This window comes from Collinsella sp. AM41-2BH (assembly GCF_003468085.1).
Classification (GTDB): domain Bacteria; phylum Actinomycetota; class Coriobacteriia; order Coriobacteriales; family Coriobacteriaceae; genus Collinsella.
The window spans coordinates 23,000-45,171 of sequence record NZ_QSGH01000002.1 but is presented as its reverse complement, the minus strand read 5'-3'; the positions used below and the strand labels follow the sequence as shown (position 1 = coordinate 45,171).

At 58.9% G+C, this 22,172-nt stretch carries 20 protein-coding genes; 10 read left to right on the top strand and 10 right to left on the bottom strand.

Annotated features, from left to right (window positions below):
- Nucleotides 1–39 precede the first annotated feature (39 nt).
- The 4 genes from DW899_RS01530 to DW899_RS01515 all read right to left on the bottom strand — a co-directional run bounded on the left by DW899_RS01530 (nucleotide 40) and on the right by DW899_RS01515 (nucleotide 4,287).
- Nucleotides 40–345 (bottom strand): type II toxin-antitoxin system RelE/ParE family toxin, encoded by a 306-nt coding sequence (locus DW899_RS01530; RefSeq protein WP_117799772.1) that lies wholly within the window; start codon nucleotides 343–345, stop codon nucleotides 40–42.
- Complete coding sequence (locus DW899_RS01525; RefSeq protein ID WP_117799771.1) at nucleotides 335–601, bottom strand: type II toxin-antitoxin system Phd/YefM family antitoxin; 267 nt, start codon at nucleotides 599–601, stop codon at nucleotides 335–337. The genes DW899_RS01530 and DW899_RS01525 overlap by 11 nt, the downstream gene beginning before the upstream one ends.
- 410 nt (nucleotides 602–1,011) lie before the next feature.
- Complete coding sequence (lacG, locus tag DW899_RS01520; protein ID WP_117799770.1) at nucleotides 1,012–2,451, bottom strand: 6-phospho-beta-galactosidase; 1,440 nt, start codon at nucleotides 2,449–2,451, stop codon at nucleotides 1,012–1,014.
- Nucleotides 2,452–2,517: 66 nt separating this feature from the next.
- Nucleotides 2,518–4,287, bottom strand: coding sequence for a PTS transporter subunit EIIC (locus DW899_RS01515; protein WP_117799769.1), 1,770 nt, complete (start codon nucleotides 4,285–4,287; stop codon nucleotides 2,518–2,520).
- A 357-nt stretch (nucleotides 4,288–4,644) separates the two neighbouring features.
- Between DW899_RS01515 and DW899_RS01510 the strand changes: the two genes are divergently transcribed.
- The 7 genes from DW899_RS01510 to DW899_RS01480 all read left to right on the top strand — a co-directional run bounded on the left by DW899_RS01510 (nucleotide 4,645) and on the right by DW899_RS01480 (nucleotide 11,044).
- Nucleotides 4,645–5,649: a LacI family DNA-binding transcriptional regulator gene (locus DW899_RS01510; protein ID WP_117799768.1), complete on the top strand. Its 1,005-nt coding sequence runs from the start codon at nucleotides 4,645–4,647 to the stop codon at nucleotides 5,647–5,649.
- Between the two features lie 214 nt (nucleotides 5,650–5,863).
- The gene (locus tag DW899_RS01505) at nucleotides 5,864–6,202 is read left to right on the top strand and encodes a PTS lactose/cellobiose transporter subunit IIA (protein ID WP_089572387.1); all 339 of its coding nucleotides are present in this window, start codon (nucleotides 5,864–5,866) and stop codon (nucleotides 6,200–6,202) included.
- Between the two features lie 298 nt (nucleotides 6,203–6,500).
- Nucleotides 6,501–7,472: a hypothetical protein gene (locus DW899_RS01500; RefSeq protein ID WP_117799767.1), complete on the top strand. Its 972-nt coding sequence runs from the start codon at nucleotides 6,501–6,503 to the stop codon at nucleotides 7,470–7,472.
- A 307-nt stretch (nucleotides 7,473–7,779) separates the two neighbouring features.
- The gene (gene lacA / locus DW899_RS01495; protein WP_006234830.1) at nucleotides 7,780–8,208 is read left to right on the top strand and encodes a galactose-6-phosphate isomerase subunit LacA; all 429 of its coding nucleotides are present in this window, start codon (nucleotides 7,780–7,782) and stop codon (nucleotides 8,206–8,208) included.
- Nucleotides 8,209–8,271: 63 nt separating this feature from the next.
- Complete coding sequence (gene lacB, locus DW899_RS01490) at nucleotides 8,272–8,796, top strand: galactose-6-phosphate isomerase subunit LacB (protein ID WP_117799766.1); 525 nt, start codon at nucleotides 8,272–8,274, stop codon at nucleotides 8,794–8,796.
- 377 nt (nucleotides 8,797–9,173) lie between these two features.
- A complete protein-coding gene (locus tag DW899_RS01485; RefSeq protein WP_117799765.1) occupies nucleotides 9,174–10,055 on the top strand; it encodes an aldose 1-epimerase family protein in 882 nt (293 codons plus the stop codon).
- Nucleotides 10,056–10,108: 53 nt separating this feature from the next.
- A complete protein-coding gene (locus DW899_RS01480; protein WP_117799858.1) occupies nucleotides 10,109–11,044 on the top strand; it encodes a hexose kinase in 936 nt (311 codons plus the stop codon).
- A 241-nt stretch (nucleotides 11,045–11,285) separates the two neighbouring features.
- On the opposite strand, the gene DW899_RS01475 is transcribed toward DW899_RS01480, so the two are convergent.
- Both DW899_RS01475 and DW899_RS01470 read right to left on the bottom strand, forming a co-directional pair.
- Nucleotides 11,286–12,914, bottom strand: coding sequence for a UDP-glucose--hexose-1-phosphate uridylyltransferase (locus DW899_RS01475; protein ID WP_199570241.1), 1,629 nt, complete (start codon nucleotides 12,912–12,914; stop codon nucleotides 11,286–11,288).
- Nucleotides 12,905–14,110 (bottom strand): galactokinase family protein, encoded by a 1,206-nt coding sequence (locus DW899_RS01470; RefSeq protein WP_117799763.1) that lies wholly within the window; start codon nucleotides 14,108–14,110, stop codon nucleotides 12,905–12,907. The genes DW899_RS01475 and DW899_RS01470 overlap by 10 nt, the downstream gene beginning before the upstream one ends.
- A 383-nt stretch (nucleotides 14,111–14,493) precedes the next feature.
- Here DW899_RS01470 and DW899_RS01460 point away from each other — a divergent pair, with 383 nt between their 5' ends.
- Nucleotides 14,494–15,480: a LacI family DNA-binding transcriptional regulator gene (locus DW899_RS01460; RefSeq protein ID WP_117799761.1), complete on the top strand. Its 987-nt coding sequence runs from the start codon at nucleotides 14,494–14,496 to the stop codon at nucleotides 15,478–15,480.
- A 129-nt stretch (nucleotides 15,481–15,609) separates the two neighbouring features.
- Nucleotides 15,610–16,770, top strand: coding sequence for an FprA family A-type flavoprotein (locus DW899_RS01455; protein ID WP_117799760.1), 1,161 nt, complete (start codon nucleotides 15,610–15,612; stop codon nucleotides 16,768–16,770).
- Nucleotides 16,771–16,836: 66 nt separating this feature from the next.
- Here the strand turns inward: DW899_RS01455 and DW899_RS01450 are convergent, their stop codons facing one another.
- Nucleotides 16,837–17,640: a DeoR/GlpR family DNA-binding transcription regulator gene (locus DW899_RS01450; RefSeq protein ID WP_117799759.1), complete on the bottom strand. Its 804-nt coding sequence runs from the start codon at nucleotides 17,638–17,640 to the stop codon at nucleotides 16,837–16,839.
- Nucleotides 17,641–17,975: 335 nt separating this feature from the next.
- On the opposite strand from DW899_RS01450, the gene DW899_RS01445 reads away from it, so the two are divergent.
- Nucleotides 17,976–18,833, top strand: coding sequence for a class II fructose-bisphosphate aldolase (locus tag DW899_RS01445; protein WP_022095149.1), 858 nt, complete (start codon nucleotides 17,976–17,978; stop codon nucleotides 18,831–18,833).
- 221 nt (nucleotides 18,834–19,054) lie between these two features.
- Here the strand turns inward: DW899_RS01445 and DW899_RS01440 are convergent, their stop codons facing one another.
- The 3 genes from DW899_RS01440 to vsr form a co-directional block, all read right to left on the bottom strand.
- Entirely contained in the window at nucleotides 19,055–19,678 is a 624-nt protein-coding gene (locus tag DW899_RS01440) for an HAD family hydrolase (protein WP_117799758.1), read from the bottom strand.
- A 56-nt stretch (nucleotides 19,679–19,734) separates the two neighbouring features.
- On the bottom strand, nucleotides 19,735–20,664 hold the full coding sequence (locus DW899_RS01435; RefSeq protein WP_158566544.1) for an AraC family transcriptional regulator: 930 nt from the start codon (nucleotides 20,662–20,664) through the stop codon (nucleotides 19,735–19,737).
- A gap of 497 nt (nucleotides 20,665–21,161) precedes the next feature.
- Nucleotides 21,162–22,148 (bottom strand): DNA mismatch endonuclease Vsr, encoded by a 987-nt coding sequence (gene vsr, locus DW899_RS10740; protein ID WP_233539866.1) that lies wholly within the window; start codon nucleotides 22,146–22,148, stop codon nucleotides 21,162–21,164.
- Nucleotides 22,149–22,172: the final 24 nt, after the last annotated feature.

The window sequence follows — 22,172 nt, the reverse complement described above, 5'->3', positions numbered from 1 at the left end:
GGAACACACGCAGGTCATTTGCTAGCCGATGCCGCGGGGCTAGATCAGGCGGGCGTAGTCCTGTGACTGGTGAAAGACATGGGCGATATAGATCGTATCGTGCTCAAACTTGTAAAGACAGGTGTAGTTGTTGACGGGAAACGATCGGTAATTACGTGCCGCCAGCTCTCGTATGTGTGAGAGAGGTCGTAGGAGCGGCTGCTCGCGAAGCAGATCAAGCTGATATTCAAACTCAGCGACAAAATTGCCCGCTGCGCGCGGATTCTTGAGGATTTGGGCAAGGTATCCAACGATACTCTCGTACTCATATCGCGCGCTTTTGAGTATTGCGACGTTATAGGTCATATTTGTCTCGTATCGAGGTCGCGAAGGAGTCGTAGTCGCTGTAGTCGCCTTGCGATATCTCGTCTTCTGCCAGCATCATGCGAGACAGCAGCTTGGCTTTGGCGATTTCGTCTTGCATGAGGCGATACTGGTCGCTGCTGATGCAGTGCATGGCCTCGTAGCCGTTCTTGGTTACGGTGACGTCGCGCTCGGACTCAACAAGCGCGGTAAATGCAGCGGTGTCCTTCATGTCTCGGACGGGCACACAGGTGGGCATAGGTACCTCCTTTGCGTTGGGACATAATTGTACCACGGCGCATCAAAAAATCGGTACCGTTAAGTTGTCTCGATCTGTAACAGCTGGGATCAAAAATCTCGGCCAGATGTTACAGATTTAGATTGAGAGGATTGGCCGGTGAGTTTATCTAAATCTGTAACAACTGGACATCAAAAACCGGGTTTAGTGTTACAGATCGAGACAATCCGGCTCGGACTCCCCGGTTCATCTCGATCTGTAACAGGTAGGACCGAAAAACTCGGCTAGATGTTACAGATCGAGACAAACGGCCCTCGACGACCCGTCCAAAAACATAAAGACCGGGGGCGGCGCGCCGTGTGACGTGCCGCCCCCGGCTGAGAAATGGGGACAAGTTATGTGAGCAGGGCAATTACGCCAACTGCAAGCCACTAGTCCAGACGACGGGTCTGCGCCACGTGCTTGTACCAGTAGGCGCTTGCCTTGGGCGTGCGCTTCTGGGTTTCAAAGTCTACGTAGAAGAAGCCGTAGCGCTTGTTGTAGCCGTTGGTCCAGGAGAACTGGTCCTGCAGGCTCCACAGGAAGTAGCCGCCCACGTTGACGCCCACCTCCATGGCCTTAAGCAGCCAGCGCAGGTGCTGCTCGATGTAGTCGATGCGCGGCTGGTCGTCCACAAAGCCGTCCTTGTAGGGGTCCTTGTAGCCCATACCGTTTTCGGTAATGAAAATCTGCTTGTAGTTGGGGTAGCGCTGTTTAATGTAGACGAGCAGATCGAACAGACCCTCGGGATAGATGATCCAGTCCCAGTCGGTGGTGGGGATGCCGGGCTTGTTCACATGCTCGCCAATGCCCTTGACGCGCCAGCGGCCGGTACCCTTCTCGCCCGTGCCGTTGTGGTGCAGGTCGTTCTCGCCGTCGTAGGCCTTGAGGAAACGGCACTGGTAGTTGTTGACACCCAGGTAGTCGTTGTAGAGCGCGGCCTCGCGCATAATCTCGAGGTCCTTGTCCAGGATCTCGATGGTGCCGCCCGAGACGGCAGCCAGGCGGTTGGCGCACTCGAGGGTGTCGGGGGCATAGTCGCCGCGGAAGGTGGCGTCAAGCAGGAACTGGTTTTGCAGCACGTGCTCGTTGTTGGCGGCCTTGATGTCGGCGGGGTCGTTCTCGTTGAGCGGGTACTTGAACTCCAACGACTGAATGACGCCGATCTTGCCCTTAAAGCCGCCGTTGTGGAAGGCCAGCACAGCCTTGGCGTGGGCAAGCATCATGTTGTGCTCGCACTGGAAGGCCTCGGCCAGATGAGCTTTGACGCCGCCGGGGAAGGTGCCCTCGATGTAGGTGTTGGAGGCGTCAGCCCAGATCTCGTTAAAGGTGAACCAATAGGTCACCTGGTCAGCGTATTCCTTAAAGCAGAAGGTGGCAAAGTCCACAAAGGCGTCGATGGTCTCGCGATTGAGGAAGTCGCCCTTCTCAAAGAGGGGCAGCGGCGTGTCAAAGTGATGCAGCGTGACAAACGGCTCAACGTGGTGCTTGTGGCACTCGGCAAAGAGATCGTGGTAGAACTGCACGCCCTCGGCGTTGATCTCGCCGGTGCCGTTGGGGAAGATGCGGCTCCAGGCAATGGAGAGGCGGATGCCGTTGATGCCGAACTCCTCGCACAGCTCCAGATCGACGGGGTACTGGTTGTAGAAGTCGGAGGCGGGGTCGGGGGAGAAACGGCCCTGGGCCTCCAGGAAGTCGTCCCAGGCGACCTTGCCCTTTCCGTGGGTGCGGGTCTCGCCTTCTACCTGGTAGGCAGCGGTGGCGCCGCCAAAGACAAAGTCCTCGGGAAACTGCGCGGGCGGGTTGGTGACGCTGGCAGGGTTAACGGACATGATGATCCAATCGTTTAAATCGAAGGGCCAGCCGGTCTTGGATAGTCGGCTGGCCCTAAGCGTTACTTACTTCGACAGCTGCTCGCTCACAAAGGCGAGAGACTTGTCGCCGTTCTGGGAGAGCTCGATGTATTGCTTACCGCGGCAGGCGACGCACTTGTTGCCCACGCGCTCGCAGTCCTTCTGCAGGTCGGCCAGGTAGCTGGCGGCCTGCGGGGCCAGGACGACCAGGTCAAAGTCGGGAAGCATGTCCACGTGGTTGCCATAGGCATCGGCGGCGGTCTCAAGATCGATGCCGCGCTCCTTGGCGGCCTTGGCCAGTGCGTTGGCGAGCAGGCCCGAAGTGCCGCCGCCCTGGCAGAGCACGAGTACGCGCTTGCCGTTGAGGTCGCTGGCGGCCGTAGCTTCGGTGGCGGCAGCAGCGGGGGCAGCGTCGGTCTTTACGACCTCGGCAGCGGCGCCGGCGGCAACACTCTTGGCGTCGGCCTTACCCTGGAAGGCGTCGTTGAGCTTGGCGGCCTTCTCGGCGTTCTTGGCGGCGAGCTCCTCCTGGGAGATCTCGGCCTCCTCGGCGCACTTCTGGGCGTCATAGGCACGGAAGAACGGGTAGTACAGGGCAAAGTCGATGACTAGGATGATGGCGAGCATCACAAAGGCGAGCGGCTGGAAGCCCAGGCCCATGATGGTGCCGATGGGGCCGGGGACGGTCCAGGGCAGGGTGTACATAAAGCCGTTCATGCCCAAGAAGTCGATAAAGACCTTGAGGATCCAGATGTTGGCGATCGGGGCAAAGACAAACGGGACAAAGAAGACGGGGTTGAGCACGATAGGCGCGGCGAACAGCAGCGGCTCGTTGACGGCAAAGCACACGGGGACGATGGCTGCTTTGCCGACGGCGCGCATCTCCTGGGACTTGGCCAGGAAGCAGAACATAAAGACCAGGACGAGCGTGGCGCCGGTGCCGCCCATGCAGACGACGAAGTACTGGGCTCCCTGCGTCAGGACGGCGGTGGCGTGCTCGCCGGCCTGGAATGCAGCCAGGTTGTCGGTCATGTTGGCAACGAGGGCGGCGGCGATGGCGGGCTCGACGATCGAGGGGCCGTGGACACCGACGAACCAGAACAGGCTCATGGCACCGTAGATCGCAGCAAGGCCGATGTAGCCGTCGGCAGCGGTGAACAGGGGCTGGAACACCTGGATGACGCCCTGGGCAAAGCAGAAGCCAAAGGCAGCGCGGAAGACGATGTCAAAGACCCAAAAGACGGTGATGCAGACGGAGAAGGGGATGATGTCCTTAAAGGTCTGCGAGATGTTGGGCGGAACCTGCTCGGGCATCTTGACGGTGATGTTGCGCTTAATAAAGAACTTGTAGATGATGCCGGTCGCAAATGCAGCGATGAAGGCAGTCAGCAGGCCTTTGGAACCAAGATAGGTGGTGTTGAAGCCGCTGGCGGCGTCCGTGGCGATCGTGTCGCTCGAAAGGAGCAAGAAGCCGATGATGGCCGCGCACATGCACGAGATGAAGTTGATCTGGTTGTTCTTGGGCAGGTCGCGGTTCTGAGCGTCGGCGAAGTGCTTGGCCGTGGTGGCGGCGCAGGCGATGGCCAGGATGCCCATGGAGTAGTTGTAGCACTTCCACAGGGCGTTGTTGATGTCATCGGGCCAGTAGAAACCCCAGATGTTGGGGACCGAGGCTACCAGGCAGAAGATGGACGAGAAGATGATGATGGGGATGACGGAGATAAAGCCGTCGCGGATCGCCTTGAGGTACTTGTTGCGGGCGATCGCGTTGAAAAAGGGTTGGCCCTTTTCGATGATGGCGATGAGTTGCTCCATGCAATGCTCCTAAGAGTCGGTGGGTTAGCAACGATAGTAACTTTTGGCGTTCGGTTGCCAAAATGTTGACGTTGCCATTTTGCGGCACAAATAAAGACGCGAATCGGTGGTTCCTGTGCCTGCGAACCGTCGATTCCTTACGCGTAAACGTTTGAGCCGCCCGGTGGCTCTGTGTTTGCACAATGGCAACGTTAACATTTGGTCGACAAAAGCCGTCCGGGGAAGCAAAAATGTCGGTGAACGGTAGGTTTTGGGTGGTGAGCGTATGGCGGAGGAGGCGTTAGATATACTTAAAGACGTTTCATTTGACTGCGTAGGGTGCCACCAATGGCATCGTTGACATAGAAAGATCGACCTATGGCCGCTGTTAAAAAATCGGTTTCCGTTAAGGACGTGGCGCGTCTCGCGGGCGTCTCGGAGCAGACAGTCTCGCGTACGGTGCACGATTCGCCCAGCGTGCGCCCCGAGACCAAGGAGCGCGTGCGTGCCGCCATGCGCGAGCTGGGGTATCGCCCCAATTTTGCCGGTCGATCGCTGCGCCGCGGCAAGTTTAAGACTGTCGGCGTCGCCATGTTCAACATTACCGGCACCGGCAACCTCGACCGTATGGAGGGCTTTGCCGCCGCGGCCGACAAACATGGCTATGCCATCACCCTCACTAAAGTAGACGGGCATCCGTATACCCTCGAGAGCGCATCGTCGCGCATGAGCGCGCTGCCGGTGGATGGCATGGTTGTGATCATGAATCGCATGCCGGCGGACTTTGGCACCTTCGAGCCGCTGCCCGGTATGCAGACGGTGCTCGTTACCATGCTGGAGCACTCGCTCTGTTCAACAGTCGATAACGACCAGTTCGATTGCTCGCGCCAGGTGGTCGAGTACTTGCTGGAGCAGGGGCACAAGACCGTGCACTTTATCTCGTGTCCCGAGCGCTCGCTTTCGGGCATGCGTCGCGAGGAGGGCTGGCGCGAGACATTGCGCGCGCATGGTATTGAGCCGCCGCGACTCGTCCGTGGCGATTGGACGGCACAGAGCGGATATGCCGCCGGCCAGGTGCTTGCGGACGATCCGAACTGCACAGCCATTTATGCTTCCAACGATGCCATGGCCTACGGCTGCATTCGCGGGCTCGAGTCGCGCGGGAAGCACGTGCCCCAGGACGTAAGCGTGGTGGGTGTTGACGATAGTTTGGGCGATATCGTGCCCGATCGTCGCCTGGCTACGGTGCGCTTTGACAACAAGCGCGTCGGCATGTGGGCGGTCGACAAGATTGCCGGCGCCGAGGGCGCTGCACCCGGTGTGGAGCACATGCTGTTTCCGGGTGTGCTCGTCGAGGGCGATACGGTGCGCGATGTACGCTAGGGTGCGGACCTGTTTGGGTTGCCGCTAATTGTGTTCGAGAATGTTCAGATTGGTTTAAAAACCGTTCACGGGTGAAAAGCAACCGTTCATAGCTCGAAATTACGTTTTGCGCTGTTCTTTTTTGTTTGAATGTTATTGTTTCTGTCATACACAGCGCAGCGCGTATGCCCGGACGCGATGCTCTCCGTTGGTTCATATGTGAAAGGAACGCAATATGGCAACCAAAGAAGAAATCTCGATGGTTGGATTCGAGATCGTCGCATACGCGGGTGACGCCCAGACCGATCTGCTTGCAGCGCTCGATGCTGCTCGCGAGGGTGATTTTGAGAAGGCCGAGCAGCTGCACAAGGATGCCAGCGATGCACTTATCGGCGCCCACGACACGCAGACCAAGCTGCTTTCGCAGGAGGCCGGCGGCGGTGAGATGGAGATGACCTTCATCATGGCTCACGCTCAGGATACTCTCATGACCACCATGATCCTGGAGAAGCAGACCCGCTTTACCATCGATGCCTATAAGCGCATCGCCGCACTCGAGGCTAAGCTCGCCTAACGAGCTCTCACAACCAAGTCCCCTTCCAAAAGCTCTGCCGCTACCCGCGGCAGGGCTTTTTCTGCACTCCTCCAAGTTGCGGTGAAATAGGGACTGAATAGGGACCGGCGGGCGCAAAACAATCCCTATTCCACCGCAACTCATCCCGAAATAGTCATTGGGGACAGTCTTGGTGCCCGTTCGTCTTGCCGTTCGGTTTTTCGCTGGGTGGGTATACTTCCTTTCACATTAAACGCCGGACTGAGGAGGTATCCAAATGCCGGATAACGGGTCAATACAAAAAAGAGACGCGCGCGAGATGGCTCATGGGCGTCCTGTCCAGATAACCGAGCACACGACGGTAACCGAGCTGCAGCCCAGCCTGTCCGATGTCGTGTGCGCAAATAAAAAGCTGCAGATCGGTATCATCGTTGCGCTCGTGGTACTGGCCTTGCTGTCGGGCTTTGTGGCTCGTCCGCATTTTGCCGATACCAAGACTTGGGACTCCACCATCGAGGTTATCGACCAAAAGAAAGGTAACGTACTGGCGCTCACGGCCTCGTGCGTGGCGCTGTCTGCGGGCATTACCGCGCTGCCGGGTGATACGGGGACGCCGGTTGCCGAGCAGCTCGCGCAGCTTTCAGGCAACCTTGGTATCGTGCTTGCCGTGCTATACCTGGAAAAATATTTGCTCACGATTTTGTGGTCGGTTGGCTTGGGCATCTTAATCCCGTTTGCGTTGGTGCTCTTTGCGGTGTCGCTCGGCATTCACGGGCGCTGGAGCACGAGCGCCGTCCTGCGCCGTGTGGCGACGCGCGTGCTGGTGGTTGCCGTGATCGGCACGGCGTTGGTGCCTGCAAGCGTATGGGTGTCGCAAAAGGTCGACGAAACGTATCGAGTGAGCATCGAAGCGGCGGAGCAAAAGGCGGCCGACGCTGCGGGTACGGCAGATAGCGACAGCTCCAAAGCAAGCAAGAAAAAGACCGAGTCCACAGAGTCCAAGAACGTGCTTGAGCAGCTTGCCGACGGGGCTTCGAGCCTGGTCACGTCGGTGACCAGCGGTGCCAAGCAGATGACCGACAAGATCGTGCAGCAGGTGACCGACCTCATCGAAGGCGTCATCGTGATGATCGTGACCTCGTGTGTGATTCCTCTACTGGTGCTCGTGGCGTTCCTATGGCTAGGACACGTGCTGCTGGGGATCGATGTCTCCGGTCCCGCGAACTATCTGACGGGTCGTTTCTTGAGCGCTCCGTTCAAACATGCCAAGAAGAGCGGGCAGTCTGAGTAGGCGGCAACGCGATCTTTGGAAGATCAACCGTAAGAAGGGCGGCCGAGACATGTTCTCGGCCGCCCTTTTGTTTGTTGAACACATGGTCACTACGTCCGCGCCAGACCCAAACGGTCAGCAATCATCCGTGAATGGTATTTGTTCAAAAAAGAACAAAGATAAACAAATATTGGTTGCAGTCGCTGTTCGAATGTGTTCAAATAAACATGAACAGTGAAGAACCGCACATTCAGATGCCCGGACCTGAATACGATTCAACACTTCCAAACAGAAACTACGCACCTGCGTATCTCTCAAGGAGGATGTCATGAGGGTTGTAATCGCTTCCGATGCCGACGGTATGTCGATGAAGGAGTCCATCAAGGAGATGCTCATCGCCGACGGTCACGAGGTCGTCGACTATTCCGAGACCCCTGCCGCGGACTTTGTCGATTCCGCGACCGCCGTTGCCAAGGACCTGCTGGAGCACAAGGATTCCCAGGGCTTCGCATTTGATAAGTACGGCGTCGGCTCCTATATGGCCGCCGTCAAGATCAAGGGCATGGTCGTCGCCAACATTTCCGACGAGCGTTCCGCCTACATGACCCGCGAGCACAACGGCTCGCGCATGGTCACCATGGGCCCGGGCGTTGTGGGCACCGAGGTCGCCAAGAAGATCGCCCGCGAGTTCCTGCGCGCCCAGTACGCCGGCGGCCGTCACCAGATCCGTGTCGACATGCTCAACAAGATGGCCTAACGAGAGCCACCGAGAACTCGAACTTCTACCTCAACTTGTGAATTCAGACGAAAGGACGTTCTGATGAAGAAGACCATCGCAATCGGTTGCGACCATATCGTTACGGACGAGAAGATCTATCTGGCCGACCGCCTGGAGCAGTCTGGCTACAAGGTGCTCGACTGCGGCACCTACAGCCACACCCGTACGCACTATCCCATCTACGGTAAGGCCGTGGGCGAGGCTGTTGCCAGCGGCAAGGCCGACTTTGGCGTGGCCCTGTGCGGCACCGGCATCGGCATTACCAACGCCGTCAACAAGGTCCCCGGCGCTCGCTGCGCCCTGGTCCGCGACATGACCTCTGCCCTGTATGCCCGTCGCGAGCTCAACGCCAACATCGTGGGCTTTGGCGGCAAGATTACCGGCGAGTTCCTGATGGCCGACATCATGCTTGCCTTCCTGGAGGAGCCCTACGAGAAGACCCCCGAGCACGATGCCCTGATCGCCAAGATCGACGCTTGCAATAAGGCCGATGCCGAGGCTCAGGCTGACCCGCACTTCTTTGACGAGTTCCTCGAGAAGTGGGACCGCGGCGAATACCACGACTAAGGAGGTTACGCGGTTTTACCAAACCGCGTAACGGGTCGACGCTGCGCGACGCCCAGGCACCCCATCTCGCCGCTCAAACCGTCGCTCGCGTACATGAAGTACGCGTCGCTCCTCTTTCGCGGCGACCTGGGGCACCTGAGCGCCGCTCGCTGACGTTGGGGGTACCTGTGGGGTTACCGCTGTTGTTGCGAAGCGTTCTGGTACGGCTGGCTGCTCCGATAACACGTTTGCTTGCTTGGCTTGAGTGCTTCGTTTTGGCGGTATCCGGCATTCTGTAGCTTTTCAATTGACGGCTCGCGTTTCTGTGAGGGGGCGCGGGCCGGTTTTCTATCAGCCCCACTGACTCGGCGGGCTGGCGTACGAAAGGGAAGGCTCCTATGGAGTTTGTTCTTGATAACGGTTCTATTCGTGTGGCACTGAGCACGGCTGGCGGATCGTTCACTTCTATTGCGGCCAACGGTCGTGAGTATCTGTGGCAGGGCGATCCGGCGGTGTGGTCGGGCCAGGCACCCATTTGCTTTCCGATTTGCGGCGGCCTTCGTGATGGCCGCGCGATGACCATGGGTGGCCGCGAGGTCAAGCTTGCCCGCCACGGCTTTGCCCGCAAGCAGGAGTGGAAGCTCGAGGAGCAGAGCGACAACATGGTTGCGCTGAGCCTAAGCTCTGCCGACCATGCCGAGTTGCTTGAGCAGTACCCGTATCCGTTTAAGATCGTTGCTCGCTACACGATCGATTCGGAAAAGGTGGCCGTGTCGTACGAGGTGACCAATGAGGGCACCGAGGATATGCCATTCTTTGTGGGTGGTCACCCCGGCTTTAAGTGCCCGCTCGACGAGGGCGAGTCCTATGACGATTACGAGCTCCGTTTTGAGCAGCGTGAGGCCGCCGAGCTCTGTACTGCCGTTCCCTCGACGGGCTTGATTGATGTTGAGCATCGCAGCAAGAACCCTATGATCGACCAGAACCTGCCGCTGACCCACGAACTCTTCGACTTCGCGGAGACCATCTTTGACGTGCTCGAGAGCCGCGTGGTTACGCTGACCAAGAAAACCGAGGACAAGGGCGTGCGCCTGACGTTCCCCGATATGCCATACCTGATTGTGTGGAGCAAGCCCGAGGGCGACTTTGTGGCCGTGGAACCGTGGGGTGGCCTGTCTACCTGCTCCGACGAGGACGATATTCTGGAGCACAAGCGTGGCTGCCTGGTTGCCAAGCCGGGGGAGACCGTCACCCGCGGCTTTGAGATCGAGATCCTTTAACGAGCTATCGTATGTTTGGGGTGGGTCATGCCGCCCCGGAACAGGAGTTCAATATGATTCTGACCGTTACCATGAACCCGTCGATCGATACGCGCTATCAGCTCGACAAGCTGATCATCGACGATGTTAACCGTGTGACGCCCGAAAAGACCGCTGGCGGCAAGGGCCTCAACGTGAGCCGCGTGCTGCTGCAACTGGGAGACGACGTGCTCGCGACTGGTCTGCTTGGCGGCCACATGGGTGCCTATATGGCCGAGCTTATGGATGCCGACGGCGTCAAGAACGACTTTGTGCCCATCGCCGGTGAGACGCGCATTTGCCTGAATATTCTGCACGAGGGTAATCAGACCGAGCTGCTGGAGAGCGGCCCGCAAATCGCCCCGGCCGAGCTCGAGGCCTTTACGGCCAAGTTCGCCGAGCTTGCAGCGAAGGCGGACGTTGTGACGCTTTCGGGCTCGCTGCCGCGTGGCGTCGATGCCGGCTACTATGCCGAGCTCGTCAAGATCGCCGAGGAGGCGGGCGCCAAGGTGCTGCTCGATACCTCGGGCGCATCGCTGGGGGCCGCGCTGAAGTCCGACGCTAAGCCTGAGCTCGTAAAGCCCAACCTGACCGAGATTAACGGCCTGCTGGGTACGTCCTTTACGACCGATGATGTCGATGCCCTGCGCGAGGCGCTTGCCGCCGATGACCGCTTTGCCGGTATCCCGTGGGTTGTCGTTTCGATGGGCGCTGCCGGTTCGGTGGGCTTCCATGAGGGCCGCGCGTTCCGCGCCAAGACGCCCGCGATTGCGGCTGTGAACGCGACGGGTTCCGGCGACTCGACCATCGCCGGCTTTGCGCATGCCATTGCTGCTGGTGCCGACGATGTCACGGTGCTCAAGACCGCCAATACCTGCGGCAAGCTCAACGCCATGGATCCCAAGACCGGCCACCTGGTCATGGACCGCTGGGACGAGATCTACAGCAACGTTGAAGTCGTAGAGTTGTAGCGGTTGCGACTCCTAATAGAATGAGCGTGGATAATCTCCTGCTTTTGGTGCCCATACGAGCTCAAAGTGGGAGATTTTCCACGCTCGAGTCATTAGTCGTTGGGGACGTTCTTGTTTGACTAGTCGTTTAAGAGCGTCCCCAATGACTACACGCAAAAACGGCGCCCGCTGGCGATGTTGCCGGCGGGCGCCGTTGTCTTGAAGACGAAATGATCCGTTTTCCTTCGTCCCCAGGGGATCATTACAGTGAGTCGATAAAGCGCTGCTGGGCGGCGCGTCCGGCCTCGTCCCACTTAAAGACGCCGGCGTTGTCGAGCACGTGGCCAAACACCACGCCAACCTCCTCGTGCAGGATGCCGATGGCGCTATCCGCCGTAAGCTCGTCGGCGCGGCGGGCATAGACGTCCTCGGCCCACGCGGCATGGCTGCGGCAAAGGTCGTCGCCCTCGAGCGCACTGGCAAGGTCGTAGCTGGTATCGGCTTTGGCTGCCAGCAGGTGCTCGCGGACAGCGCCGAGCTCGGGAACCAGGCGCGGCGGAAGAATAGCCAGGCCCATAACCTCGATCAGGCCGATGTTCTCCTTCTTAATGTGGTGATACTCGGCATGCGGGTGGAAAACGCCCAGCGGATGCTCGTCGGTCGTGATATTGCAGCGAAGCGCCAGGTAGGCCTCGTAAATCTCGCCGCCGGCGTTGCCGCGGGAGTCGACGCGGCGGATGACGGGCGTCACGGTGTTGTGCGCTACGCCGTCGGCCGTGTGCGCGATAACGCCCACAGACTCGTCGGTCCACTCGCGCCAGGCGAGGATAATCTTCTCGGCGGCGTCGAGCAGCTGGGCGCGGTCGTGCGAGCGCAGGCGCAGCACCGAGAGCGGCCACTGCAGCACGGTACCGCTGACCTGGTCAAAACCGGGCACGCTAAACTGCGAGACCTCGGCGGCGTGCATCATGGGGAACTCGTGCGCGCCGCCCTGGAAGTGGTCGTGCGACAGAATCGAGCCGCCCACGATGGGCAGGTCGGCGTTGGAGCCGATGAAGTAATGCGGGAATAGGTCCACAAAGTCGAGCAGGCAGGTCAGGCCCTTGCGGTCGACGTGCATCGGACGATGCTCGGAGCTCATGGCAATGCAGTGCTCGTCAAAATACGCATACGGGCTGTACTGGAAGCCCCAGCGCTCGCCGTCGAGCTGGATGGGGATAACGCGCAGATTCTGGCGTGCGGGGTGAGCGCCGCCGTCGGCTGCGGCGGAGCGACCGGGATAGCCTTCGTTTTCGATGCAGAGCTGGCAGGCGGGATACTTCTCGCCCGTGTTCTTTGCGGCACCAGCCGCGGCGATATCGCGTGGGTCCTTCTCAGGCTTGGAGAGGTTGATGGTGATCTCAAGATCGCCCCAGTTGGTGGAAGTGCTCCATTTGATGTTGCGCGCGATGGCGGCGCGGCGCACGTAGCCGGCGTCACAGCACAGGCCGTAGAACCAGTCGGTCGCGGCGCGAGGCTCATTGACACCCATGCGGCCGTTGAATTCCTCGTTTACAACCGAAGGCCTCGGCATGAGCGCGCCCATGATGCGCATGGCGATGCGGTCGCGGCCCGACGCCGTGTCCTCGACAGCACCATTGGCAACGGCGGCCTCGGAAAGCGCGGCAAGCGTGCCCTCCAGGTCAAAGTTGGGGAGTGTATCGGGGTGCAAGAGCGAAATCTTCTCGGTCTTGAGTGCCCAAGCCATGTCGAGTGCGGGGCCCGTGGCGCCGATGCACTCCAAAATGGTGTTGTATGCCCAGATCCGGTCGTCCTGGCCGATCATCGATCGGTGGATGGCGTACTCGATCAGGTTCTGCGCGGCCTCTCGCACGTCAGTCATTACAGCCATGCCGCGTAAGCCCCCTTGTCAGAGATGGCGTAGTGACGGGCAGAGCCCTCGCCCAGCCAGCCGTTCATCTTGGCAATGAAGGTGTCGACCAGATCGAGCGGCACGAAGGCCTGGATGGTGCCACCAAAGCCGCCACCGTGGATACGGACGGCGCCGCGGCCGTCGAGCACGTGCTCGGCCAGCGCCAGGGCATACATGGAAGGCTGCTCGGAACCCAGCTTGGCAACAACATTCTGCAGGTACATGGCAGAGCTGGCGCCGGACTCGCGCGTCAGGACCAGGAACTGGTCAATGTCGCCGGCGTTGAGCGCTGCCCAGCGCTTGTCGACCAGGCCGTTCTCGTACCAGTAGTGAACGGCGCGCAGGCAGGCGCGGTCGCCCAGCTTGGCGCGCAGCTCGGGGAGTTTAGCGTCAAAGTCGGCAACGTCGACCTCGCACAGGCGTGCCTTGCCAAACTCGGCGGCGACGTCCTGCATCTCGCGCGGAACGGCGGCGTAGTCGTCGGTAGCTGCCACATGGTCGGCACCAACCTTAACGAGCACAAGCGCATAACCGTGATCCTCAAAGTTGAGCTCGAGCTTTTGGGTCTTAGGCTGGGCCTGGTCCTCAAAGTCCATGTAGGCAAGGCCGCCCAGGCACACAGCGGCCTGGTCCATCAGACCGCAGGGCTTGCCGTAGTAGTTGTTCTCGGTGCGCTGACTCATCTGGGCGAGCGTGACGGGCTCAATGGCGGGCGCGCCCCAGAGTGCCTCCATGGCACGACCGTACGCGGCCTCGACGGCGGCAGAGCTAGAAAGGCCGCCACCCGAGGGGACGGAGCAGGTGAAGGCAAAGTCGAAGCCCTGAGGCTCAACACCAAGCGCTGCGATCTCGTGGGCCATACCGCGCACGAGGCTTGCGGACGTGCCCTTCTCGGACTCCTGAACATTCAGCGTGTCGAGGGTAATCTCAAACGTGGGGTAGCCCTCGTCGGCGACGCGGACCTTGTTGGAATCGGTTGCCACGGCGATGCCGTCGACGGCGACATCGAGCGAGCCGGCGATAACGTGACCGCCCTCGTGATCGGTGTGGTTGCCGCTGATCTCGGAACGGCCGGGCGCGTGCACATAGAGCACCTGGCGATCGCCGATGGGGCCAAACTCCTCCTCAAACAGCTTGGTGAGCGTGGCGAGTGTCTTTTCGTCGGGGGCGGTCATGAGGGTCCTTTCCTTGGCGCGCACGGGTGAGTTTTGCGTCGTTATGAGTACGTTAACAGCTTGAAGCGGCATGAACCAAGTGTTCACGATACCGCATGTTACGGGCTATGTTAACGTACTCATAACACATCGCTTGTTACTTTTTGAGAATCTGGTAATCGGTAGATTTTCGGCCGTGAACGGTACTGCCGTATGGACTTATAAAGCAGAAGAGATGCAGATAGAAAAAGTAGAGTACGTTAACATGCGTCCGACGATAGCGGGCCTCGGCGCGGGGTGTATTTCTGCCCGGGCCGGCATGCACGCTATTCAGATCTCGCAAGGGTGAAGGTGATCCTGTGGCAAGGCGCCCGTCCAACGATACCAGTTTGCGTCCGGTCTCCATGGCCGACGTCGCCCGCGCTGCTGGCGTTTCGCAGCAGACGGTTTCGCGCGTCGCCAACGGCTTGCCCAACGTTAACGAGCAGACACGTCAGCGCGTGCAGGCCACTATGCAAGAACTCGGCTTCCGTCCGAGTTATGCCGGTCGCTCGCTGCGCGACGGCCGTTACCATTCGGTCGGTCTGTGTGTCAACGATGTCACCAAGTTTGGCAACCTCTCAATGATCGACGGCATCGCCAGCGCTGCTCGCGAGCATAATTGCGCCATCACGCTGGTCGAGATGTCCAAGACCGAGGAATTCTCGCTTGCCGAGGCCACGCGTCGTATGGCCGCGCTGCCCGTGGACGGTATCATCATCGGCATGAGTCGCATGGCGCCCGATTTTGAGACGTTTGATCCACTGCCGGGCATTGGCACGGTCGTCGTTACCATGTACGCGCATCCGCGCGTGACCACAGTTGACTCTGATCATTACGGCTGCTCGCTATTGCTTATGGATCACCTGTTTGAGCTGGGACACGATCAGATTCGCTATATTGGCGGCCCGTCGTTCTCGGTCGACGAGCAGTTTCGTCGCGCCGGTTGGCAGGATGCACTCGAGCGTAAGCACATTAAGCCGCAGGCGCCGCTCGAGGGCGATTGGTCTGCCAACAGCGGTTACGAGGCCGGCAGATATCTGGCCGAGCACGACCGCACCATGACGGCGATTTACGCGGCAAACGACCAAATGGCAAACGGTGCCATCGCCGCGCTGCGCGATAGCGGCTTGCGCGTGCCCGAGGACGTGAGCGTGGTGGGCGTCGATGATTCGCTCGATGATTTTGTAGCACACAACGAGCTCACGACCGTTCGATTCGACTTGCATCAGCGTGGGCGCGAGGTGTTTGAGCATGCGGTTCCCGAGGCGGGTACGGTGGGCAAAACCGTTGCCATTCGTATTCCCGGCCAGCTCATCATTCGACATAGCACGGCGATACCGCGCTCATAGTTTGTGCTGGTAAACGGCGATTTATCGCATTTCAATAACAATCGGTAAGGATGCCGGCAGATAGCTGTTGGGATGCAGCCGAGTGCTATGATAGACGGGTTCTTTTGTCTATCTAGGAGGCTTTGCCTGATGGAGATCACCAAGGATATCCGCTACGTTGGCGTCGACGATCACGACATTGACCTGTTCGAGGGCCAGTACGATGTGTCCGAGAACGGTATGGCATACAACAGCTACGTTATCTTGGGCGAAAAGATCGCTGTCGCCGATTCAGTCGACGGCGGTTTTGTCGACGAGTGGCTCGGTAACATCGAAGCCGTGCTCGACGGTCGCACGCCCGATTACCTGGTCGTCCATCACATGGAGCCCGATCACTCCGCTGGCATCGCCGCCTTTATGGAGCGCTATCCCCAGGCGCAGATTGTGGCCAGCATGGGCGCCTTCCGCATGATGATCAACTACTTTGGCACCGATTATCCCGAGCGCAAGATGGTCGTCAAAGAGGGCGACGTGCTCGACCTGGGCGGTCACAGCCTAACGTTTGTCGGTGCCCCCAACGTGCACTGGCCCGAGGTGCTGTTCTCTTACGAGGCCACCGACAAGGTGCTCTTTAGTGCCGATGGCTTTGGCAAGTTTGGTGCCAATGACATCGAAGATCCGGAAGGGTGGGCCTGCGAGGCACGCCGTTACTACTTTGGCATCGTGGGAAAGTTCGGCAAGTTCGTGCAGGCCGTGCTCAAGAAGGCCGCCGATCTGGACATCCAGGTTATCTGTCCGCTCCATGGCCCCGTGCTAACCGAGAACCTGGGCTACTACCTCGACACCTACAACACCTGGTCGAGCTATCAGCCCGAGGACGAGGGAATCACCATTGCTTACGCGAGTGTGTATGGCCATCTGAAGGCTGCCGTTGAGGAGCTTGCATCTGCGCTCGAGGCCCGCGGCCAGAAGGTTTCCGTCTTTGACCTGGCTCGCGACGACATGGCCGAGGCCGTTGAGGATGCGTTCCGCTATGACCGTCTGGTGCTCGCTTCCATCACCTATCAGGGCGAGATCTTCCCGTTCATGAGCACCTTTATCCATACGCTTGCCGAGCATGCCTATCAGAACCGTACCGTGGCGCTTGTCGAGGCCGGTTCCTGGGCGCCTGCAGCTGCCAAGGTTATGACCAAGGAGCTCGAGGGTATGAAGGACATCACCCTGGCGCAGAACAAGGTGACCGTCCTGGGTTCGCTCAACGACGCCTCGCGCGCCCAGATCGAGGCCCTCGCCGACGAGCTTTCCAAGTAGCGATACGTTCACTTTTAACGCACAAACCACCACAAAGGGGACAGGCACCTTTGTGGTGGTTTTTGTTTAAGCGCCGGCGATGAGGAGATTTGGGCGGGCGTCGTCGGCGACCTCGGCGATTGAGGTGGCGACGGCGTGATCGGGGTCACGGTCCATCACGATGGCGTTGACGTCGGTCAGCTCGGCAAAGCGGTACATGCCACGTCCGTTGACCTTACTGGCGTCCATGAGGGCGACACTTTGACGAGCAGCACCGACCATAGCCGCTTTGGTCTCGGCCATCTGCGGAAAGTCGGTCGTAAAGCCGCAGCCGGGAACGAAAGCGCCAGGGCACATGACGGCCAGATCGGCATGGACCATTTGGAGCGCCTGCATGGTAAGTGGGCCGTACAGATAGCGATGGCCTTTGCGCAGTGCCCCGCCCAGCATGACGACATCAACCGAGGGCATGCTCTCGTCGATGTAATCGGCAATGGTAATGTCGGCCGTGATGACGGTGATGCCATCGCGCTGGTCGAGGAGCCGGACAAACTCGAGCGCTGTGGTGCCCGAGTCGACGAGCAGCGTGTCGCCGTCATTGACGAGTTCGATGGCGCTTTGTGCGATGGCCTGCTTGGCGGCGACATTGACGTTGATGCGGCGATCCTGGGTGGATACGGTCAGTCGCTTCTGGAGCGACACGGCGCCGCCATGCGTGCGGCGCAGCTTGCCGGACTCGGCGAGCGCGTCTAGGTCGGCGCGGGCGGTAACGGAGGACACGCCAAAGGTCTGGGCGATTTCTGCTACCTGCACCGAGGCGTTATGTTCGAGCATTTCCATAATGGCGGCACGACGCTCATCGGCGAAAGCTCGGGTTGTTGCATGGGCCATATCCGCTCCATCATCGTCTGAAATTTGCAGGAATTGTGTTGAGTCTATTTTCGTTCATTTTCTTTTTAAGTAAGAAAACGCCTTTCGATTACTTACTTTTTCTATAAAAGAAAGACCTCGAACGCCCAAAATTCAATATCGAACACGCCCACTCGGCTCCAATTCCTTCCGTTTACTTTTCAAAAACGGCTGTATTGACCTGCATGGGCTCAATATCTCGCACGTGCAAAGCCGCTGAATTTCATACAATAAGTGCAGCAAAACACAAGGTAAAACGCCTTGTGAACAACTACGCCCGATGTCCAGATGCGGGCGAGGGAGAGGAGCAAACGCTCATGGCACTTGTTACCACCGAAAAGATGCTCAAGGACGCTCAGGCCGGCCACTACGCCGTCGGCGCGTTCAACGTCGAGAACCTCGAGTTTGTTATGGCCGTTCTGGCTGCTGCCGAGGAGACCAAGTCCCCCGTCATCATGCAGACCACCCCGGGCACCATCAAGACCGCTGGTCTGGACTACTTCTACGGCATGGTCAAGGCTGCCGCCGAGCGCGCTTCCGTGCCCGTCGCTCTGCACCTCGATCACGGCGATGGCTATGACCGCTGCATGCAGGCTTTCCGCACGGGCTACACCTCCGTTATGATCGACGGTTCGCACGAGTCTTTCGAGGACAACATCGCCCTGACCAAGTCTGTCGCCGACGCTGGTCGCGCCATGGGCGTGCCCGTCGAGGCCGAGCTCGGTAAGGTTGGCGGCAAGGAGGACGACGGTCCCGCGGTTGAGGGCGAGAGCCCCTACACCGATCCTGCCGAGGCCAAGGAGTTCGTCGAGCGTACCGGCTGCACCTCCCTCGCAATTGGCGTTGGCACCAGCCACGGCGTGTATACGAGCGATCCTCACATCGAGCAGTCCGTGGTCAAGGCCATCCGCGACGCCGTCGACGTGCCGCTGGTTCTGCACGGCACCTCCGGTGTGCCCGATGAGCAGGTTGCCGAGGCTGTGAAGAACGGCATCTGCAAGGTTAACTACGCCACCGAGCTGCGTCAGGCCTACACCAAGGGCTTCATGGCCTACATGGCCGAGAACCCTGCCTGCTTCGATCCCAAGAAGCCGGCCAAGGAGGGCATGCGTGAGATTACCGAGCTGGTTAAGATTCGCATGACCAACCTCAACTCTGTGGGCAAAGCAGAGTAACAGCAAGGGTACTCCGACTCGCTACATATCCCGGGGAGGGACGAGGGCTTAGTTCCCCAATCGTCCTCGGGCATGCAAAAAGCCTCGCTGCGCACTTCGTGCGGCGAGGCTTTTTGCCTCCTGCGGAAAGATTAGAGAACTAAGCCCTCGTCCCTCCCCGGTTGACCTACTCGAGGTCGTCGCCCTTGTGGCGTTAGGACTGCGAATTTGGGATGGGAGGGTTACTTGGTTGTTAGGGTTAGTAGGTCGTTGGGGGTTTTGAGGTTGTAGGTGGCGTTTGGGATGTCTTGGTGTGATCCCCATGCCGCTCTGGCAAAACTGACCCCTGCCGAAGTTGCGCATTGTTCGTCGTAGACGGTGTCGCCAACGTAGACGACGTTGCCAGGATTCGCGCCCGTACGTCGGAGATATTCGAGCATGGGTGCGGGCGAAGGCTTGTGCTCGGTTGTGTCTTCGACAAGGATGATGTGTTCAAAAAACTTATCGAAGCCAAGGGGTGCAATTTCGTCTGTGTATTCGTCGCGTGCACGTGAGGAGACGATGCCAAGTTTGCAGCCGCTATCGGCGAGTGTTGCGATGACTTCAAGCAAACCTGGAAACACGCTGATGGTGCTTTTAAAGCTGGCGGCAACTTGGCACCAGCGATCCAGCGTTGCCTGTGAGTAGATCCCAAGTTTCTCAAGGGCGTTCTTGCCGGGTATGCCGAGGGCAAATTCAAGCTCGTGTCGGGGGAGCGTTTTGCCGGTTTCTTCTTGGACAATCTGGCCAAGCGATGACAGCACGCTTTCTTCTGTATCTGCCAATGTCCCATCAACGTCAAGCACGATATAGTCAAAGTACTTCATATAGTAGCTCCTATCCGTTGTTTGCCTGCAAGTTTGATGCAGTTACAGAAGAAGGGCTAGCGGGATTTCTGCCTGGTACTATCGAGATTCTGCCTCGCTGCTCGATAGCTCGAAGGAGTGCATCCCATTTGTTCTTTAAATACCTGGCCAAGATGGCTTGCTGTCGCAAAGCCGCATTGGCGCGCGACTGTCTGGACCGTTCGCGTGGTGTGTGCAAAAAGTTCGCAAGCACGGTTTACGCGGTATGCGCGCAGATATGCCGCCGGGGTCGTTCCTGCGCAAGCTTCGATAATGCGGTAACACTCTCTTTCGCTTACGCCGGCTGCAGATGCCATCTGGGGCACATCTATAGCGGCTGCATAGTTTGCGCGGATATAGTCCAGGATTGCCTTGAACTGTACGTCGCGGTTAGTCATCCAAGAGGCGTTGTCGGAGGAAAAGAGCGGTTCGGCCTTGGCGTAAATCTGAATCCAGAGCTCTGACAAGCTATTCCGAAGCGCCATCTCGTTCTGCGGCCGTTGAAGGTCGTGGTTAAAGGAACTCTTTAGCAAATCGATAAAGGGCATATCGTCGGGGTTGGTGGGCGACCATTTGAGCACATCGACGCCTCGACATTGCAGCAAAGGATTGATATAGCGTTTTTGAAGGCGTCCCGCGGGATCGCCGAGCATCGACGGCTGAAAGATATGCAGCATTTGAATGGCTGGCGCCGAATTGGGCGATTGCAGCGTGCTGTGCAAAACGCCGCCGTTGATAAAGCCGGCGGACCCTTCCTCAAAGCGTACGTGCTCATGAGCCGCGCGCGTTCGATAGTCAATCGCTCCCTGCTCCATGTAGAAAAGCTCAACTTCGGAATGCCAGTGCCAGGGGACGGAATTGCCCGGATAGCGAGCGAATTCTGCGCGTTCGGCAATATAGGGCCAGTCTTCGGCGGTCTCGGGAAACGCTTCCTCGCGTCCTCCGCGGTGCAATTCTATGTGATCCATGTTTCGCATGGCATCAGTATAAAGCGCGATGGGCTTAGATTGCTCTTGCCTGTTCGGGGAACGCCTTGTCTAGGGATGCTTGGAGCTTTTCGAAGGATGCTCGTAAGTTGAGGCTCTGATCGGCTGAGCGCTTGGTTTTTGTGGTGGGGGAGTCGAGGAGACCGTTTCTCTGTGTCGGGGGGAAGGAGAAAAGGTTTGCATGATTTAGGGATGGCTGCTGTGCTGCGTCATTGGAAGAATGCATGCTTATGCGGCCTCCTCGATGTCCACCAAAAGGTTGCGCACGGGGTGTGCTGCTAGGTCCCGTGCGTTGGCAGCATTATGCCGTGGCTGCTGCAAAGAAGCGCTAAAGAAAGGCTTAATGAGGTTTGACGTTGCGATGAAACTGCAGGTCAGAGGTATCGAGTAACACTCTTGAAAGGTTTTGGGCTTAAGGGCTTTCTAAGGTTTGTGACGTGGATGTGGCTCGCCTGTGTGGGGCGTGTGAATGCTCGCTGTTAGCGCTGCGGCTCTGCAGCCCGTACCTGCTCGATGACCTTTTCCATCGTGGCGTCGATGTGATCTTTTTTGAGCTCGCATTCCCAGATGGTTATGGGTGTCCAGCCCATTTGAGTGAGTGCTGCCACGGCAGCGCGGTCGCGCTCGACGTTGCGACGGAACTTTGCCTCCCAAAACTCAACGTTACGCTTGGGCTGGCTGGGATTGCACTTGGGGCAGCGATGCCAAAAACAGCCGTTGACGAAGATGGCGATCTTGCGCCCGGGAAAGGCGATATCCGGCTTGCCGGGCACCTTCCATTCCAGACGGTATCCCGTAAGGCCTGCAGCCCGCAGACGCTGGCGTACGAGCAGCTCAGGCTTGGTGTTGGCGCGCTTGTTGCCCTTCATGGACTTTTTGATGGCGGCGCGACGGCGGACCAGTTCGCGCTCGTCAGCGGAGAGGTCCGAGGTATCGATGCCGTCGAGCAGACCTGGTTTGGGGCGTTTTTTGCTACGGCGCTTAGGTGCGCGCTTGGGTTTGGCGGTGGGTTTGTCGGCTGTGTTGGGCGCGGCGTCATCAGCGGAGCTTGCCTCAAGCCGGTCTTCCTTCAGCTCAATCAGGGCATCGATGAGCCCCTTGTCTGCGGGCATCCATTCCACCGTGGCAAGCGAGGTGCGCGGAATCCAGCGGATATCAAGCTGGCGGTCGTGCTTCTGAGGCTCATCGGATTCATCGGCGAGCGAGCAGTAGTAACACTCCATTGAGAGATGAAAATCGGGGTAGTCATACTCAACGGTGTAGAAATCACGCAGGTTGGTGACTTTTACCTGTAGCTCTTCCATAAGCTCGCGGCGCACGGCGTCTTCTGGCGTCTCACCGCGCATGAGCTTGCCACCGGGGAACTCCCAAAGTCCCTGCATGTCGCCATAGCCGCGCTGCACAGCCAGTAGCTCGTCGGATCCTTCCTTGCGAATGATCCCGGCGGCAACATGAACAGTCTTCAACAGGAGTCCTCTCTCAACATCAAC